The 14,780-nt window shown below is 63.7% G+C and carries 11 protein-coding genes; 6 read left to right on the forward strand and 5 right to left on the reverse strand.

All coding sequences use genetic code 11. The features are described from left to right. Positions 1–122: 122 nt before the first annotated feature. The gene (locus PPN31114_RS10915; protein ID WP_150679538.1) at positions 123–1,529 is read left to right on the forward strand and encodes an MFS transporter; all 1,407 of its coding nucleotides are present in this window, start codon (positions 123–125) and stop codon (positions 1,527–1,529) included. Between the two features lie 129 nt (positions 1,530–1,658). Here the strand turns inward: PPN31114_RS10915 and PPN31114_RS10920 are convergent, their stop codons facing one another. Beyond that, positions 1,659–2,567: a LysR family transcriptional regulator gene (locus PPN31114_RS10920; protein ID WP_150679539.1), complete on the reverse strand. Its 909-nt coding sequence runs from the start codon at positions 2,565–2,567 to the stop codon at positions 1,659–1,661. Between the two features lie 190 nt (positions 2,568–2,757). Between PPN31114_RS10920 and PPN31114_RS10925 the strand changes: the two genes are divergently transcribed. Next, positions 2,758–3,948: an MFS transporter gene (locus tag PPN31114_RS10925; RefSeq protein WP_150679540.1), complete on the forward strand. Its 1,191-nt coding sequence runs from the start codon at positions 2,758–2,760 to the stop codon at positions 3,946–3,948. Between the two features lie 102 nt (positions 3,949–4,050). On the opposite strand, the gene PPN31114_RS10930 is transcribed toward PPN31114_RS10925, so the two are convergent. Both PPN31114_RS10930 and PPN31114_RS10935 read right to left on the reverse strand, forming a co-directional pair. Further along, positions 4,051–4,902, reverse strand: a complete 852-nt coding sequence (locus tag PPN31114_RS10930; protein ID WP_150679541.1) for a TOBE domain-containing protein — start codon at positions 4,900–4,902, stop codon at positions 4,051–4,053. Between the two features lie 671 nt (positions 4,903–5,573). Then, positions 5,574–7,175 (reverse strand): EAL domain-containing protein, encoded by a 1,602-nt coding sequence (locus tag PPN31114_RS10935; protein WP_150679542.1) that lies wholly within the window; start codon positions 7,173–7,175, stop codon positions 5,574–5,576. A 396-nt stretch (positions 7,176–7,571) separates the two neighbouring features. Between PPN31114_RS10935 and PPN31114_RS10940 the strand changes: the two genes are divergently transcribed. Next, positions 7,572–8,807, forward strand: a complete 1,236-nt coding sequence (locus PPN31114_RS10940; RefSeq protein WP_150679543.1) for an MFS transporter — start codon at positions 7,572–7,574, stop codon at positions 8,805–8,807. 122 nt (positions 8,808–8,929) lie between these two features. Here the strand turns inward: PPN31114_RS10940 and PPN31114_RS10945 are convergent, their stop codons facing one another. Both PPN31114_RS10945 and PPN31114_RS10950 read right to left on the reverse strand, forming a co-directional pair. Then, positions 8,930–9,328 carry an RT0821/Lpp0805 family surface protein gene (locus PPN31114_RS10945; RefSeq protein ID WP_150679544.1) on the reverse strand — a complete coding sequence of 133 codons (399 nt, stop codon included), beginning with the start codon at positions 9,326–9,328 and terminating at the stop codon, positions 8,930–8,932. A gap of 170 nt (positions 9,329–9,498) precedes the next feature. Next, a complete protein-coding gene (locus tag PPN31114_RS10950) occupies positions 9,499–10,407 on the reverse strand; it encodes a MurR/RpiR family transcriptional regulator (RefSeq protein WP_150679545.1) in 909 nt (302 codons plus the stop codon). A gap of 259 nt (positions 10,408–10,666) precedes the next feature. Here PPN31114_RS10950 and PPN31114_RS10955 point away from each other — a divergent pair, with 259 nt between their 5' ends. From PPN31114_RS10955 to PPN31114_RS10965, 3 genes are all read left to right on the forward strand, one after another. Next, a complete protein-coding gene (locus tag PPN31114_RS10955) occupies positions 10,667–12,010 on the forward strand; it encodes an aspartate aminotransferase family protein (RefSeq protein ID WP_150679546.1) in 1,344 nt (447 codons plus the stop codon). Beyond that, positions 12,007–12,855 (forward strand): beta-keto acid cleavage family enzyme, encoded by an 849-nt coding sequence (locus PPN31114_RS10960; RefSeq protein WP_150679547.1) that lies wholly within the window; start codon positions 12,007–12,009, stop codon positions 12,853–12,855. The genes PPN31114_RS10955 and PPN31114_RS10960 overlap by 4 nt, the downstream gene beginning before the upstream one ends. Before the next feature lie 189 nt (positions 12,856–13,044). After that, the gene (locus PPN31114_RS10965; RefSeq protein WP_150679548.1) at positions 13,045–14,694 is read left to right on the forward strand and encodes a methyl-accepting chemotaxis protein; all 1,650 of its coding nucleotides are present in this window, start codon (positions 13,045–13,047) and stop codon (positions 14,692–14,694) included. Positions 14,695–14,780 lie beyond the last annotated feature (86 nt).

The following is a 14,780-nucleotide window of genomic DNA, read 5'->3' on the forward strand; positions in this document are numbered from 1 at the left end:
GATCCGGAAAACACGATATAAGGCATCGAATTTTCCCGCTTTTCCGATGGATTGTCTATCCGTACGATGCGTAGCATCCCTCCTCCTCTGCGACGTCCTACGGGCCGCGCACCCTGTCACTCATGAACGATCGCCTCTCGTGTACTGCCGTGCCGCCCGGCCCGGCCATCCCGGCCATCCCGCTACCCATTGCCGGAGCCGCGGCGAAAACGCTTCCGCCCGCCGATGCGGGACTGCCACGCGGCGGTGCCCGCCCGCTTGGTCGTGAACACCGTTGGAAGGTGCTGGGAGTGGGCGTGGCGGCCAACGCCAGTTTTGCCGCAGCGATGGGCGGTATTCCCGCGACGGCCGTGCAGATGCGCAGCGCTTATGCGCTCGCCAACGGCGATCTGGGGCTGGTGCTCGGCATGATCGGGTTGGGCATCGCGGTGTCTGAGTTGCCTTGGGGCATGCTCACCGACCGATGGGGCGACCGGCGTGTGCTGCTGGTGGGGCTGTTGGTTACGGCGGCGGCGCTGTTTGCGATGGGGGTTTGGGTCGTGCCGACACCTCGGTACGTGCCGCCGATGCCGTTGTTGGCCGCGGGCATGCTCGCGATCGGCATTCTGGGCGGGAGTGTGAACGGGTCTAGCGGGCGTGCCGTCATGCGCTGGTTTCACGACGGCGAGCGCGGGCTGGCGATGAGTGTGCGGCAATGTGCCGTCCCGCTTGGCGGGGGAATCGGCGCGATGCTCCTGCCGGGGGCGGCGCTGCATTTTGGCTTCAGTGCCGCGTTTTTCGGCCTCGCGGCGGCCTGCGTCGCCGCAACGGTCATGGCGTGGCTGTGGCTGCTCGAACCGCCGGAAGAAGCGCATGAGGCCCCGCACGCCGCGCAAGTGTCGCCAGCGCAGGCGGGCAATGGCACAACCGCACCGATGACGTATTCGCCGCTGCGCGACGCGCGGTTGCTGAGTACGGCATTGGGCATGGCCGTACTCGCGATGCCGCAAATCGCCGTGCTGACGTTCGGCACCGTCTTTTTGCATGACTTCGCGCACGTGAGCGTCATGACGATCTCGCTCACGCTCGGCGCCGTGCAGACCGGGGCGGCGCTCACGCGCGTCTGGAGCGGACGCTACACCGACCGCCGCCGCAACCGTCCGCAATATCTGCGCGTGTGCACGGTCATTGTCGGGGTGGTCTTTGCGCTGCTGGCGGCGCTTGTCGCAGCGCTGACGATGCGCGCCGAATGGCTCGCGCACGGCACGCCGTGGCTCATCGCATTGCTGATCGCGGGCGGCGTGGTGGCATCGGCATGGCACGGCGTAGCGTTCACCGAACTGGCGACGCTTGCTGGCGCTTCGCGGGCCGGGACAGCGCTCGGTATCGGCAACACCGGCGTGTTCATGACGATGTTCCTTACACCGCTGTCGATCCCGTTGCTGCTCTCGCTGGGCGGCTGGGCACTGGTGTGGGCGGGCGGGCTGTTATGCGCGGCGCTCGCATGGCCGCTGTTCGTGTGGTCGCATCGCGGGCGCGTGGCGAATTAACGGGAAGGCAGCACGAATGCAGCACGAATGAAACGGGAAATGCTGCGCGAAAGCCGTTCGAAAGCCATACGACAGCCTTACGAAAGCGGCGTGAACGGCCATAGCCGCCGACCGACGTCCGCCGGCGAATTACGGCAGATGCACGTGCTCGACGAGAAAATCGAGGAATGCGCGCACGCGGGCGGGCAAGTGTCCGCCCTGCCCGACATACACGGCGTGCACGGGTTCGAGATCGCCCGGGTTGTAGTCTTCGAGCACGGCGACGAGGCGTCCTTCACGCAGATCGGCATCGACGTGATAGCGCGAGTGACGCGCGAGTCCCAAGCCTTCTACGGCGAGCCGACGCATGATTTCGCCGTTACTCACCACCATGTTGCCGATCTGCGGATAGTGCGTAATGCCGCCAGCACCATCGAGAAACGGCCAGCCCTGCACCTGCCGGTCGAAGTTGAAGGCCATCACGTTGTGATGAATCAGATCGGCGGGTGTGCGCAGTGCACCGTTACGCGCGAGATAGTCGGGGGACGCCACGACATGCATGCGGCTCTCGCCAAGCTTGCGTGCCACGAGTCGTGAGTCGCGCAGTGGGCCCGCCCGCACGGCGACATCGGCACGCTGCTCCAGCAAGTCGACAACGGTGTCGGTCAGCGTCAGATCGAGCCGAATCTCAGGGAATTTCGCGAGAAACGCCGGGATGACCGGCAACAGATAAAGCGTGCCAATCGGCACGCTCGAATTCACCCGCAGCAGGCCACGCGGCACCGCGCCCGCAGCCGCTTCGCGCTCCGCCGCTTCAATGTCGGACAGCACCCGCACCGCGCGCTCGTGGAACGCCGTGCCCTCCGGGGTGAGTTGCAGGCGGCGCGTCGACCGGTTGAAGAGCCGAGCGCCTAGCCGCGCTTCCAGGCGCGCCACCAGCTTGCTCACCGCCGACGGCGTCATATGCAGCGCCCGAGCGGCGGCGGAGAACCCGCCAAGTTCTACGACGCGCGCAAAAACTTCCATATCGCCCGAGCGATTGACGTCTTGTCGTCCCATGGGGAGTGCCTCTCATGCCCGCTGCGCGGCGGTTTGCGACGTATTGTGACTTGATGTCACAAATGATTTTCCTTCGCGCAGTCTATTTCATCAATGCGAGGGCGTCTATATTCCGTGGCACTGGCTGGCGTTGCGATTCACCAACGTGCGGCCCTTTCCACGATTCGCAAAATTCAGACAGGAGTTTCTCGTGCCCATCGCCCTTTACGCCCTCACGGCCGGTGCCTTCGGCATTGGCGTGACGGAGTTCGTCATCATGGGGCTGCTGCTCAACGTCGGTGCCGATTTCGGCGTCTCGATTGCGGCCGCAGGCCTGCTTATTTCCGGTTATGCGCTGGGTGTCGTCGTTGGCGCCCCGCTCATGACCACCGCCACGGCCCGCTGGCCGCGCAAGACCGTGCTGCTGGTGCTCATGGCCATTTTCACCATCGGCAATGCGGCCTGTGCGGTGGCACCTAGCTACACGGCGTTGATGGCCGCGCGGGTGCTGACGTCGTTCGCGCACGGCACGTTCTTCGGCGTGGGCTCGGTGGTCGCGACCGGCCTCGTGTCGCGTGAGCGCCGCGCCTCGGCCATTGCCGTGATGTTCACGGGCCTGACGGTAGCCAACATTCTCGGCGTGCCGTTCGGCACTTGGCTTGGCCAAAGCTATGGCTGGCGTGCGAGCTTCTGGGCAGTGACCGTCATTGGCGCACTTGCGTTCGTGGTCATCGCGCTGTTCGTGCCGAAGATCGCTGCGCCGAAGGACGCTGGCGACTGGCGCGCCGACTTGCGTGCGCTGGCCCGTCGCCCGGTGCTGCTGGGTCTGCTTACGACGGTGCTCGGCTGGGTGGGCGTGTTCGGTGTGTTCACATACATCGCGCCGTTGCTCACGGAAGTGACCGGCTTTGCCGAGAAGGCGGTGTCGCCGATCCTGCTGATCTTCGGCGGCGGTCTCGTGGTGGGCAATCTGTTGGGCGGCAAGCTGGCGGATCGCCGCGTGGTGCCGACCGTGCTCGGTAGCTTGTTGGCACTCTCGATCGTGCTGGGGCTGATGACCTTCGCCTTGCACTCGCAGTGGCTGTCCATCGTGTTCGTTGCGCTGCTTGGCGCCACGGCGTTTGCCACGGTCGCACCGTTGCAACTTTGGGTGATGGAAAAGGCGTCGGGGGCCGGTGAGAGCCTGGCGTCGAGCTTCAACATTGCCGCGTTCAATCTCGGCAACGCCATCGGCGCATGGCTCGGCGGGTTCGTCATCAATCACGGCGGCCTGACGGCGGTGCCTTGGGTCGCTGCGTTGGTGCCGCTGGCTGGGGTGGGTGTGGCGCTGTTGAGCTTGCGTTTGGATCGCCGCGACGCGAACGCGCAACTCGCGCCTAACTGCGAAACTCCGGCGATGTAAGCATTGAAACGTGCCGTCGCGCGCGATGGCATGACAACGAAACCGGGGCGGATGGGTTCACACCCTCCGCCCCGTTTTTCATTCCGCGCTTTAGAGATGACGTCAGGCGAGCACGCCGATGATGACGCTGGTGGCGGCAAACGCCGCGGTCGCGCCCGTGCCTTCGGCCAGCCCGCGCTTGACCAACGTGTCGTGCGGCATCACGGCGGCCAGACGGCCGCCGCCGGGCATCGCGAGAATGACTTCCGCTTGGCCTGCATCGTTGGTCACCGCGACCACGGTGCCCGCCAGCCGGTTGGCCGTCGGCAGACCGGCGAGGTCTGCTCCGCGGGCAATGTCGATCCATGGCGCTTTGATCAGTGCGAAGGCGTCACCGCCCACGGCGAGTCCAAGCGTCTGCGTGCTGTGGTGCGTGAGCGATGCGGTGATGGCTTCGCCGCCCGGCAACGTGAGCGTCACTTCGTCGTTCACGCCGCAATGGCGAATTGCCGTGATGGTGCCGTGCAACTGATTGCGCGCGCTCGTCTGCAAGCCGAGACGCGCAATGACTTGCCACTGCTCGTCGAAGTGTTCGAGGTCGTTGGCCACACGGGCGAGAAATTGTTGCTGCGCCGCTTCCACCGCGCGAAACGCGGCCACCAGGCGAGCGCCGCGCGCGGTCAGCGTGGTGCCGCCGCCGCCACGTCCGCCGGTACTGCGGGCGACGAGGGGTTCTCCCGCCAACTGATTCATCGCGTCGACGGCATCCCATGCCGCCTTGTAGCTCATGCCTGCCGCTTTCGCGGCTGCCGTGATCGACCCCTGCGTGGCGATGTGTTCGAGCAGCGCGATGCGCGCCTGACCGCCTAGCGAAGAATTGCCGCGATGCAGCCAAAGCGAACCGCTCACTTGCAGCGAATCTTTTGTTTCGTTGCGCAAAACATCACCCGGCGTTGAAGAAGGTTCGGAAACCATAATAATTTTTTCGATCAAACCCAGAGGTGGCCGCATTGTAGTGGGCTGCGGGAACTGTCAGAAACAATAGCCGAAAGCCCGAGTGTTGCGGCGCACCAACGGAGGTCGCTTCGGAGATCTGATTGGGGGACGAATGGGGGACGTTTCTCATCTACATTGAATTTGCCGCATGCCCCCCCAATGCCGGTCGAGCCCGCCAGATCATGCTTTCGTGACCCTGACGAGGTGCGCCCGGGAATGCGACGTTTACCGAAGTGCCCACTCACCTGACACAACAGAAACGGGGTGAAATGATGCGCGTCAGGAATATCAAGGAAACGGTTGACGGGGCTCGATACTATCGTCTGGTTCGCACACTGCCCAACGGTAAGCGACATCAGATGCAAATCTCTTTCTCCGCGGGTGAAATGCGCTTCAGGCGTTTCGTTGCACAGCGACTCTGGTTGCTGCGCGCCGAGATGCGAGACAGTACACGTGCGGCGGCAACCCCCGCCCCACGCAGCAATATGCCTCAGTTGGTGTTTTAACGAAGCCATACCGCAGTCGAATACTCCGCCGGGCCGGTTCATTCCGCCCCGGCGTTTTCGTTTGCCGGCACGTGAGCGTCAAAACCCGGGGCCGAATATTAGTTGGTTGTCCTTGCGATATCACCGAACCAACCGGACGGTCGGTCAACCGGCCTTGCGCGGCGCCGGCGCGGTGTTGCGGCGCGTCGACTTGACGGCCGTGAGGCCGGTGCCGGCGTGGGCAATCGCAAATTGCACCAGTTCGTCGAACGAAATCGGGCGGGCGAACAAATACCCTTGCGCATACGTGACGTCGCGCTCGCGCAGGTAATCGGCTTGCATCTCGTTTTCGACGCCTTCCGCGACGATCGTCATCTGCAAGTTGTTGGCAAGCTGGATGATCGAGTCGCAGATGTTGCGCGTGACGACATCATCCTCGGTCACCGGCAGAAATTCCTTGTCGATCTTCAGATAGTTGAAGTCGTAGCGCTTGAGGTAGCCGATCGAATTGTTCTCGGCCCCGAAGTCGTCGAGCGCCGTCTCGATGCCGCGCCGTTGCAGCTCCGACATGACGTGGCGGGCGGCAGCGGTGTCGCGAATCACATAACGCTCGGTAATCTCAGCCACCAGCGGATAGGTATCGTTGAGCGAGCCGTATAGCCGCTCGATGTCCTGCACGATCGTGGTGTCGCGCAAGTGCCGCTCCGCCAGATTGATGCCCATGTGAAAGCCCGGCGGCAGGGCGCCCATCGACATGTCGTTGCGAATCTGCCGCAGCACGGCGCGCGTGAGTTCGACGATCAGACCGTTGCTCTCGGCGATCGGAATGAACGCGTCGGGGCGCACCAGACCGGCGAGCGGATGATGCCAGCGCAACAGCGCTTCGGCCCCCGCACAGCGGCCGCTGGCCAACTCCATGACCGGTTGGTAATACACCTTGAATTCGTCGCGCTTGATACCACGGGCGATCTGGCGGCGCATGAACTGCGATGGCCCGAGGTGGCGGAACGTCATCACCCCGAGCAGGAATGCGATGACGCCGCCGAACGACAAGAAGATGGGGGCTTGATTGGCCGCTAGTTCGCGCATAAGCGTGGGGCTGCCAGCGAGCGATGTGGCGAAATGCTCCGACGCCAACGTGACTTGCGCGCCTCGGGTGGCGACGCTTGATGACTGAAGCGTCGGCCCTTCTGAGGTGAGTGACATCTTGCCCACACTCATTGCCGTCCACGCGAGGTCGTTGTTCTTCACGCTATGGAGCGTCTCAGTCAGATAGACGCCGTCGACATAGCCGAGCACGCCATCGGTGGCCGATGTCGGCACGTAGAGCGCCAACGCGGGGGCTTCGCGGGCATAGGGCGAGCCGGGCACCAGCAGCGTGCGCGACCCGGTCAGCATCGGGACGACTTCGGCCGGCATGGCCATGTCGATACCTTCGGTCGAACGCGCAACCGACGAGCAATAAAGCTGACCGCGGGAGACGAGCCAGATGGAGCGGAAGTAGGGGCTGAGGGTGCCGGTCGCCTGAAGCTGGCTGCCGACTTCGCTGCACGGGCGGCCTACCCACGGCGTGACGCCTTGAAGCGTTTTCTCAGCTTGGAGGACGATGCGCTCGAGTGCGTCGCGCTGACGCACGGCTTCGTCTTGAAGAATCGACTGCGACATGTGATAGATGCGCAGCCAGCCTACGAAGAGGACGACAACAAACGTGACCGCCACGACAACCCCGGTCACCAGCCACTGCACGACTCTCGAATGTTGAATCATGGTTTGCTGCCAACCCGGAAATAAGTGGGGCCCTTGTGTGCTGTTTGTGTTGCAGGGCACAACCCGTCAATCGACTCTACACGAAACACTTGTGGCCTCCAACGCCCGATAAACCCGCACGACAAAACCCTTAGGTGTGTCGCAAACGCGTCATTTCGGCACTGGAATGACGCGATTCCGACGGCGTCGGGGCCAAACCGAGTGACCCAATTCGGGGCACGGTCATGGCGGATTCGCGACAAAAGTTGGCGTAACGACGATTTACGCATGCTCTACACTTCACTCATTAAATTTCTGACGAAAATTGAGAAATATCCCAACTTTCATGCATATCTGCGCGAAAGTCGTCGAAATAAGACCGTTTTCCTAAGCTACAAACGTCAATCCGTTCCTCCCATGTCGAGTCAACCTGCATCCTCCCTCGCTGGCGCCCCTACGCCAGCTGCGCAGGGCACGGCGTTCCGCGTGCTGTCTGCCATCAGCTTCTCCCACCTGCTCAACGACATGATTCAGTCGTTGATTCTGGCGATCTACCCGCTGCTCAAGGCCAACTTCGATCTGAGCTTCGGGCAGGTCGGCCTGATCACGCTGACGTATCAGATCACCGCGTCGTTGCTGCAACCGGTTGTCGGCTTTTATACCGACAAATATCCGAAGCCTTATTCATTGCCGGTCGGCATGGGATTCACGCTCGTGGGTCTGCTGCTGCTGGCGGTGGCGCCTAACTTCGGCATCCTGCTGGTCGCCGCTGCGCTGGTCGGTATGGGCTCGTCGGTGTTCCATCCCGAATCGTCGCGCGTGGCTCGCATGGCCTCGGGCGGACGTCACGGTATGGCGCAGTCGTTCTTCCAGGTGGGCGGGAACGTCGGCTCGTCGCTGGGACCGCTGCTGGCGGCCCTGATCATCGTGCCGCACGGCCGTGGCAGCGTGGCATGGTTCTCGGTGGCGGCGCTCGTGGCGATCTTCGTGCTGTTCCACGTGAGCCGCTGGTACGCCGCGCAGCGTGCGGCCAGCAAGGGCAAGCCGGCCGCGCGTCGCGGCGGCACCGCGCATCTGCCGCGTGGCAAGGTCATGTTTGCCATCGGCATTCTGCTCGTGCTGATCTTCTCGAAGTACTTCTATCTCGCGAGCATCAGCAGCTACTTCACGTTCTATCTGATCAGCAAGTTCCACGTCTCGGTGCAGAGCGCGCAGATCCATCTGTTCGTGTTCCTGTTCGCCGTGGCGGCTGGCACGATGATCGGCGGCCCGCTGGGCGACAAGATCGGCCGTAAGTATGTGATCTGGGGCTCGATTCTGGGCGCGGCGCCGTTCACGCTGATGCTGCCGTACGCCAGCCTGTTCTGGACCGGCATTCTGACGGTGGCGATCGGCCTGATTCTGGCGTCGGCGTTCTCCGCGATCCTGGTGTACGCGCAGGAACTGATTCCCGGCAAGGTGGGCACGGTCTCGGGGCTGTTCTTCGGCTTTGCGTTCGGTATGGGCGGCGTCGGCGCTGCGGTGCTGGGTCAACTGGCCGACTCGACGAGCATCGACTTCGTGTACCACGTGTGTGCCTTCCTGCCGCTGCTCGGTATCGTGACGATCTTCCTGCCGGACGTCGAAGGACACAAGAAGACGGCTGCGGCCTGATCTTGAAAGGTCGCCCCGGGGGGCTCCCGGCGGCGACAAAACAAAAACGCCGGTCCTGATGTTCAGACCGGCGTTTTTGTTTTCAGCAGCAGTGAGCATGGCGCTCACTGTATTCGATGCGCTTACGGTGCGGCGCGTTTTTGCAGTTCCCACTTACCGTTTTCGCCCTTTTTGCAGGCGTTGAGCTTGAGCGTGACGTCCTGACCCTTGGCGTTGAGCAGCACGATCAGATCGCGACACGTCTTGTCGTCGGTCTTTTGCGTGTTGGTCGGGGTGATCTGCCCGGTGAACTGGGTGGGGTTGCCCGTGCCCTTGTTATTCCAGTCGACGGTTTCGTTGTCCTGCTTGGTGGAGAGCGCCACGTCGGCGGCTTTCGCGAGCGAGGCATTGTCTTTCTTTTGCAGCCAAGCCAGCGGCGAATTGCTCATGAACGTGAGATTGGAGGCGGCGAGCACCGGCGCGGCTGTGCCAGCACCGATGAGAAGCGCTGCGCCAAGCGCGAGCAAACGGGTATGCGACATTCGGAGTCCTTGAAATTGTCGAGCGGGGACGATGCCTGCCGAGTGCGGCGCCGTCGGGCGCGGGGGGCAGGGGACAGGCCGATCATAAAAGAAACCAGTGACGGCGTCATCCCAGCCGCCTCGCGCCGCGCGACGGCTCAGGCGCGGGGCCTAACGGGACTTAACGAGACTTAACGGGGCTGCGGGTTGGCGGAACCCGTCGGCGTCACATACGCGCCAGTGCCGTGCAACTGGTCTTCCGCGAGCTCCAGCGCGCGCACGGCACCCCGGCCTTTGCGTGCGAGCAACATTTCGACGAGCGTCTCGACGACCGCAATCCCGGCCGTAATCGACGGAAAAAACGAAGGGCTTTCGTGCGAGAACAGCACGGTCGCGTCGGCATCGAGCGCCAACGGCGAGACTGTGGAATCGGTCAGTGCCAGCACCCGAGCTCCAGCGGCTTTGGCCGCACGCGCCACGACCAGGGCCTCGTTCGAATACGGGGCGAAGCTGATGACAACGACCACGTCGCGCGCCGAGAGCGCCCGCAATTCCATCTCCAGCGTGCCCGCCTCGCCGCGAATCAGGTGCACCGTGGGGCGGAACAATCGATAGATGTACTGAAACGTGAAGGCGATCGGGAAGCACGCGCGAAAGCCCGCCACATGGACCGTGCCCGCGCTTGCCAGCAGTTCCACGGCCGCGCCGAGCGACTGATTGGCACCCGCTTCGGTCAGGTCGAGGTTGTTGTGCTGTACGCGGAACATCTCGGGCACCATGCGCGCGGCGTCGCCCTCGCGAATGACTTGCCGGGCGCGGCTCGCATACGGCTGCGGCCCCAAGCGAATCGATTCGAGAAACAACTCGCGCAAGCCATGCCAGCCGTCGAAGCCGAGATGCTGCGCCAGGCGCACGAACGTTGCGGGCTGCACGCCTGCCTGCGCGGCAATCGCCCGCATCGAGCTGATAGGTACCTGCTGAGGGTGATCGAGCAGAAAGCGGGCGCCCGCCTGAAACTGCGGGCTGAGATGGGGATAGCGCTCCCGTAACAGGATATTGAGTTGTTCGAGCGACTGCGGCAGCACGGGGGCTTCGTTCATGAGGGAGGCAACGCGGCAACGTAGGTGTGTAACGATTGTTGCATGAAATGCCACAGACGCGCACGCGTAATCTCCCAGAGCGCTGCCGTGCGCGGAGATAGTGGGTGTGGTAAAGGCGTTGCGCGAATGTTGCGGTGTTAAAAAGAGTGAAACATATGTTGCAAACATAAAACGACGCGCCTACACTGAGCGACATTGTTGGCGCGTCGTCCCTGTCGACCAGGCACGCGTGCGCATTCTTTCCGTCAGGGGTTATGGCATGACTCATGTGTTTCACCGCAATCCGCGCCAGACGCTGCCCGTCGCCGTCGGCGGCGAAGGTATCGAACTGATCGACAGCACCGGCAAACGCTATCTCGACGCCTGCGGCGGTGCCGCCGTGTCGTGTCTGGGCCACGGGCATCCGCGTGTGATCGAAGCGATGCAACGGCAAGCTGCACAACTGGCCTATGCGCACACGTCGTTCTTCACGACAGAAGTGGCGGAACAACTTGCCGACACGCTCGTCGCCAGCGCCCCCGGCGACCTGAACCATGTGTATTTCGTGAGTGGTGGTTCCGAAGGTGTGGAAGCCGCCCTCAAGCTCGCCCGTCAATACTTCGTCGAAATCGGTCAGCCGCAGCGCCAGTACTTCATCGCGCGCCGTCAGAGCTATCACGGCAACACGCTGGGTGCGCTCGCCATCGGCGGCAATGCTTGGCGCCGCGAGCCGTTCCTGCCATTGCTGGTGCCTGCGCATCACGTCTCGCCGTGCTTTGCCTATCGCGAACGTCACGAGGGCGAGACCGACGACGCCTACGTGCAGCGCCTGGCCGACGAACTCGAAGCGAAGATTCTCGAACTCGGCGGCGACACGGTCATCGCGTTCGTGGCGGAAACCGTGGTGGGCGCCACCGCAGGCGCTGTGCCGCCGGTGGGCGACTACTTCAAACGTATTCGCGCGGTATGCGACAAGTACGGTGTGTTGCTGCTGCTCGACGAAGTGATGTCGGGCATGGGCCGCACGGGCTACCTGTACGCCTGTGAAGAAGACGGCGTCGTGCCCGATATTCTGGTGATCGCCAAGGGCCTTGGCGCGGGCTACCAGCCGATCGGCGCGATGCTTTGCTCGGACAAGATTTACAACGCCGTGGTCGATGGCTCCGGCTTTTTCCAGCACGGCCACACGTATCTCGGGCACGCCATGGCCTGCGCCGCAGCGCTGGCCGTGCAACGCACCATTGCCGACGACCATCTGCTCGACAACGTGAAGGTGCGCGGCGAGCAACTGCGCGCCCGCTTGCGCGAAGTGTTCGCCGATCACCCCAACGTGGGCGATGTGCGTGGCCGGGGCCTGTTTGTGGGCGTTGAATTCGTGGCAGACCGCGCAACCAAACAGACGCTGCCCGCCGCCGACAAGATGAACGCGCGTCTGAAGGCGGCTGCCAAGGCGCGTGGCCTGTTGATTTATCCGATGGGCGGCACGGTCGACGGCGTGCATGGCGACCATGCGCTGATCGCACCGCCGTTTATTTGTCAGCCGAAGGACATCGACCGAATTGCCGAATTGCTCGCGCTGGCCGTGGCCGACGTGACGGGGGTCACCGCCGGGGCAGTGGCATGACGCGCGCTTTCGCCTTGGCGGTCGCCCCGAACGGCGCGCGCCGCACGCACGTCGACCACCCGGCTTTGCCGATGACGCCTGACGAACTCGGCGCGTGCGCCAAGGCGTGCCTCGACGCCGGGGCGGCCATGATTCACCTGCACGTGCGCCGTGCCGATGGCACCCATAGCCTCGAAGTCGCCGACTACGAAGCGGGCATTGCGGCAGTGCGCCGCGCGGTCGGTGAGGAACTGGTGCTTCAGGTCACGACCGAGGCGGTCGGCATCTACACCCCGGCGCAGCAAATTGCGACAGTGCACTCGCTGCGCCCCGAAGCGATTTCGGTCGCTTTGCGTGAAGTGTTGCCCGACGACGCCCATGGCCCTGCGGCCGAGGCGTTCTTCGAATGGATGTGGCAGGAACGGATCGTCGCGCAGTACATCCTCTACGACGCAGCGGATGTCGCTCACTACTGGCGTCTGCGCGCGAAGGGTGCCATTCGCCCGGGACGTCATTGGGTGCTGTTCGTGCTGGGCCGGTACAGCAAGGGCCAGTTGTCGGCCCCGTCGGATTTGCTGCCGTTTTTGACGGCATGGCATGACGGCGGCCAGAGCGTCGGCACCGCGCCCGATGGCGATGGCACACCGTGGGCGATGTGCGCCTTCGGCCCGCGCGAGGCCGAATGTGCGCTCGCGGCGGTGTTGCAGGGCGGCCACGCGCGGATCGGCTTCGAAAACAACTTGTATTTGCCCGACGGCAGCGTTTCGCCAGGCAATGCAGCGTCGCTCGACGTGCTGCGTGCCGCCGCGACCCCGCTGGCATTGACGCCGATGACTGCCGCCGCGCTGCGTGAACTCACCAACTGAGCCAACTCACTGCGCTCACCCACTGAGCGCCCCCGGGGGTAACCCTCGGGGAAGACCCGAAATAAAGCCAAATAGACGTTTTGACCGCCGTCGTGCCGGGGTGCCGCTGTAATAGAATCGGCGTTACCTCAAAAAGCCCCGCGTCGCCTTGTGCGGCGAGGGGCGCGAACACCGACACGGGAGCGCGGCGTGAAACACTGGTCGATCCGACATCGCATTCTGGCCAGTTTTGGCCTGATCCTCGCATTGATGGCGCTGATGGCCGGCGTCGCCTATACCCGCCTCGCTGCCATCGAGCGTGAGGCGTTCAGCGTGGAGTCCGATTCCACACCGGGCCTGTACTACAGCACCATGCTGCGCGGCGCGTGGTTCGAGAGCTACCAGTTGCTGCAACAAGTGGTAGCCATCGACGACAACGACAAAACGCGCGCGGTCGACCTCGACGCCCTGCGTGCGGCCGACGCCAAAATCGACGGCTGGATCAAGGACTACGGCGGTACCGTCAACCGTGCCGTCGATCGCATGCAGTACGACGAAGTCCGCGGTGTTCGCCAGCAATACGGGCGCATCGGCAACGAAGTGCTCAAACTCGTCGCCAACGGGCAGATGCCCGCCGCCCGCGCCATGCTCTCCGAGCAGCTCTATCCCGAATGGGGCCGTGGCCGCGCTGCGATCCAGCGACTCGTCGATACCAACAAGACTTTCGCCGACGAAGCGACGCACAACATTGCCGAAGCCGTGACGGCGGCCAAGGCCACGCTGCTCATCACGCTCGCCGTGGCGCTCGCTTGCGCCGTGTTGTGCGGCTGGTTGTTGTTCAAGGCGGTGAGCGTGCCGCTCGCGAACGTGATGCAGATTCTCGAAGTGATGCGCTCCGGCGACCTGACCAAGCGGCTCGACCTCGACCGCCGCGACGAATTCGGCGCGCTCGAAGCGGGCTTCAATCGGATGACGGACGAACTCACGGGGCTGGTGGGGCAGGCGCAGAAGTCGGCATTGCAAGTGACCACCTCGGTGACGGAGATTGCCGCCACCTCGCGTCAGCAGCAGGCCACCGCCTCCGAGACTGCCGCGACGACCACGGAAATCGGCGCCACCTCGCGCGAAATTTTCGCAACCTCCCGCGACCTTGCCCGCACCATGACCGAAGTGGCCGGCGTTGCCGACCACGCGGCGTCGCTGGCTGGCACCGGCCACGTCGGCCTCACGCGCATGGAAGATGCGATGCGTCACGTGATGGAAGCGGCGGGCTCCGTGAACGGCAAGCTCGGCATCCTCAACGAGAAGGCGGGCAACATCAATCAAGTGGTCACCACCATCACCAAGGTGGCCGACCAGACGAACCTGCTCTCGCTCAATGCGGCGATCGAAGCCGAAAAGGCTGGTGAATACGGACGCGGTTTTGCCGTGGTGGCGACCGAGATTCGCCGTCTGGCCGATCAGACGGCCGTCGCGACCTACGACATCGAGCAGATGATCAAAGAAATCCAGTCGGCCGTGTCCGCAGGCGTGATGGGCATGGACAAGTTCGCTGAAGAAGTGCGGCGCGGCATGGACGAAATGCGTCAGGTGGGCGACCAGCTCGCGCAGATCATTGCCCAGGTGCAGACGCTGCCGCCGCGCTTCCAAGTAGTCAACGAAGGCATGCAGGCGCAGGCCACCGGCGCAGAGCAGATCAATCAGGCACTGGTGCAGCTCTCCGAAGCGGCGCAGCAGACGGCCGAATCGTTGCAGCAGTCGAGTCAGGCTATCGAAGAACTGAATCACGTCGCCAACGGGCTCAAGAGCGGCGTGTCGCGCTTCAAAGTGCTCTCGAGCACGCCCAACGGCCTGGGTTGATTCAAACGCCGTCAACGTTGTGTCGGCGCGCGGGAGCCGGGTGAACCCAAGGCGCCCACGCGCGTTTTGATCTTTCGCGGACCACG

Source organism: Pandoraea pneumonica, assembly GCF_902459645.1.
Taxonomy (GTDB): Bacteria; Pseudomonadota; Gammaproteobacteria; order Burkholderiales; family Burkholderiaceae; genus Pandoraea; species Pandoraea pneumonica.

What these genes read in the sequence shown, in the direction of transcription:
- PPN31114_RS10920 (WP_150679539.1), bottom strand. Translation starts at nt 2,567, where the DNA reads ATGGGACGACAAGACGTCAATCGCTCGGGCGATATGGAAGTTTTTGCG.
- PPN31114_RS10935 (WP_150679542.1), bottom strand. Translation starts at nt 7,175, where the DNA reads ATGATTCAACATTCGAGAGTCGTGCAGTGGCTGGTGACCGGGGTTGTC.
- PPN31114_RS10950 (WP_150679545.1), bottom strand. Translation starts at nt 10,407, where the DNA reads ATGAACGAAGCCCCCGTGCTGCCGCAGTCGCTCGAACAACTCAATATC.
- PPN31114_RS10960 (WP_150679547.1), top strand. Translation starts at nt 12,007, where the DNA reads ATGACGCGCGCTTTCGCCTTGGCGGTCGCCCCGAACGGCGCGCGCCGC.
- PPN31114_RS10930 (WP_150679541.1), bottom strand. Translation starts at nt 4,902, where the DNA reads ATGGTTTCCGAACCTTCTTCAACGCCGGGTGATGTTTTGCGCAACGAA.
- PPN31114_RS10940 (WP_150679543.1), top strand. Translation starts at nt 7,572, where the DNA reads ATGTCGAGTCAACCTGCATCCTCCCTCGCTGGCGCCCCTACGCCAGCT.
- PPN31114_RS10915 (WP_150679538.1), top strand. Translation starts at nt 123, where the DNA reads ATGAACGATCGCCTCTCGTGTACTGCCGTGCCGCCCGGCCCGGCCATC.
- PPN31114_RS10945 (WP_150679544.1), bottom strand. Translation starts at nt 9,328, where the DNA reads ATGTCGCATACCCGTTTGCTCGCGCTTGGCGCAGCGCTTCTCATCGGT.
- PPN31114_RS10955 (WP_150679546.1), top strand. Translation starts at nt 10,667, where the DNA reads ATGACTCATGTGTTTCACCGCAATCCGCGCCAGACGCTGCCCGTCGCC.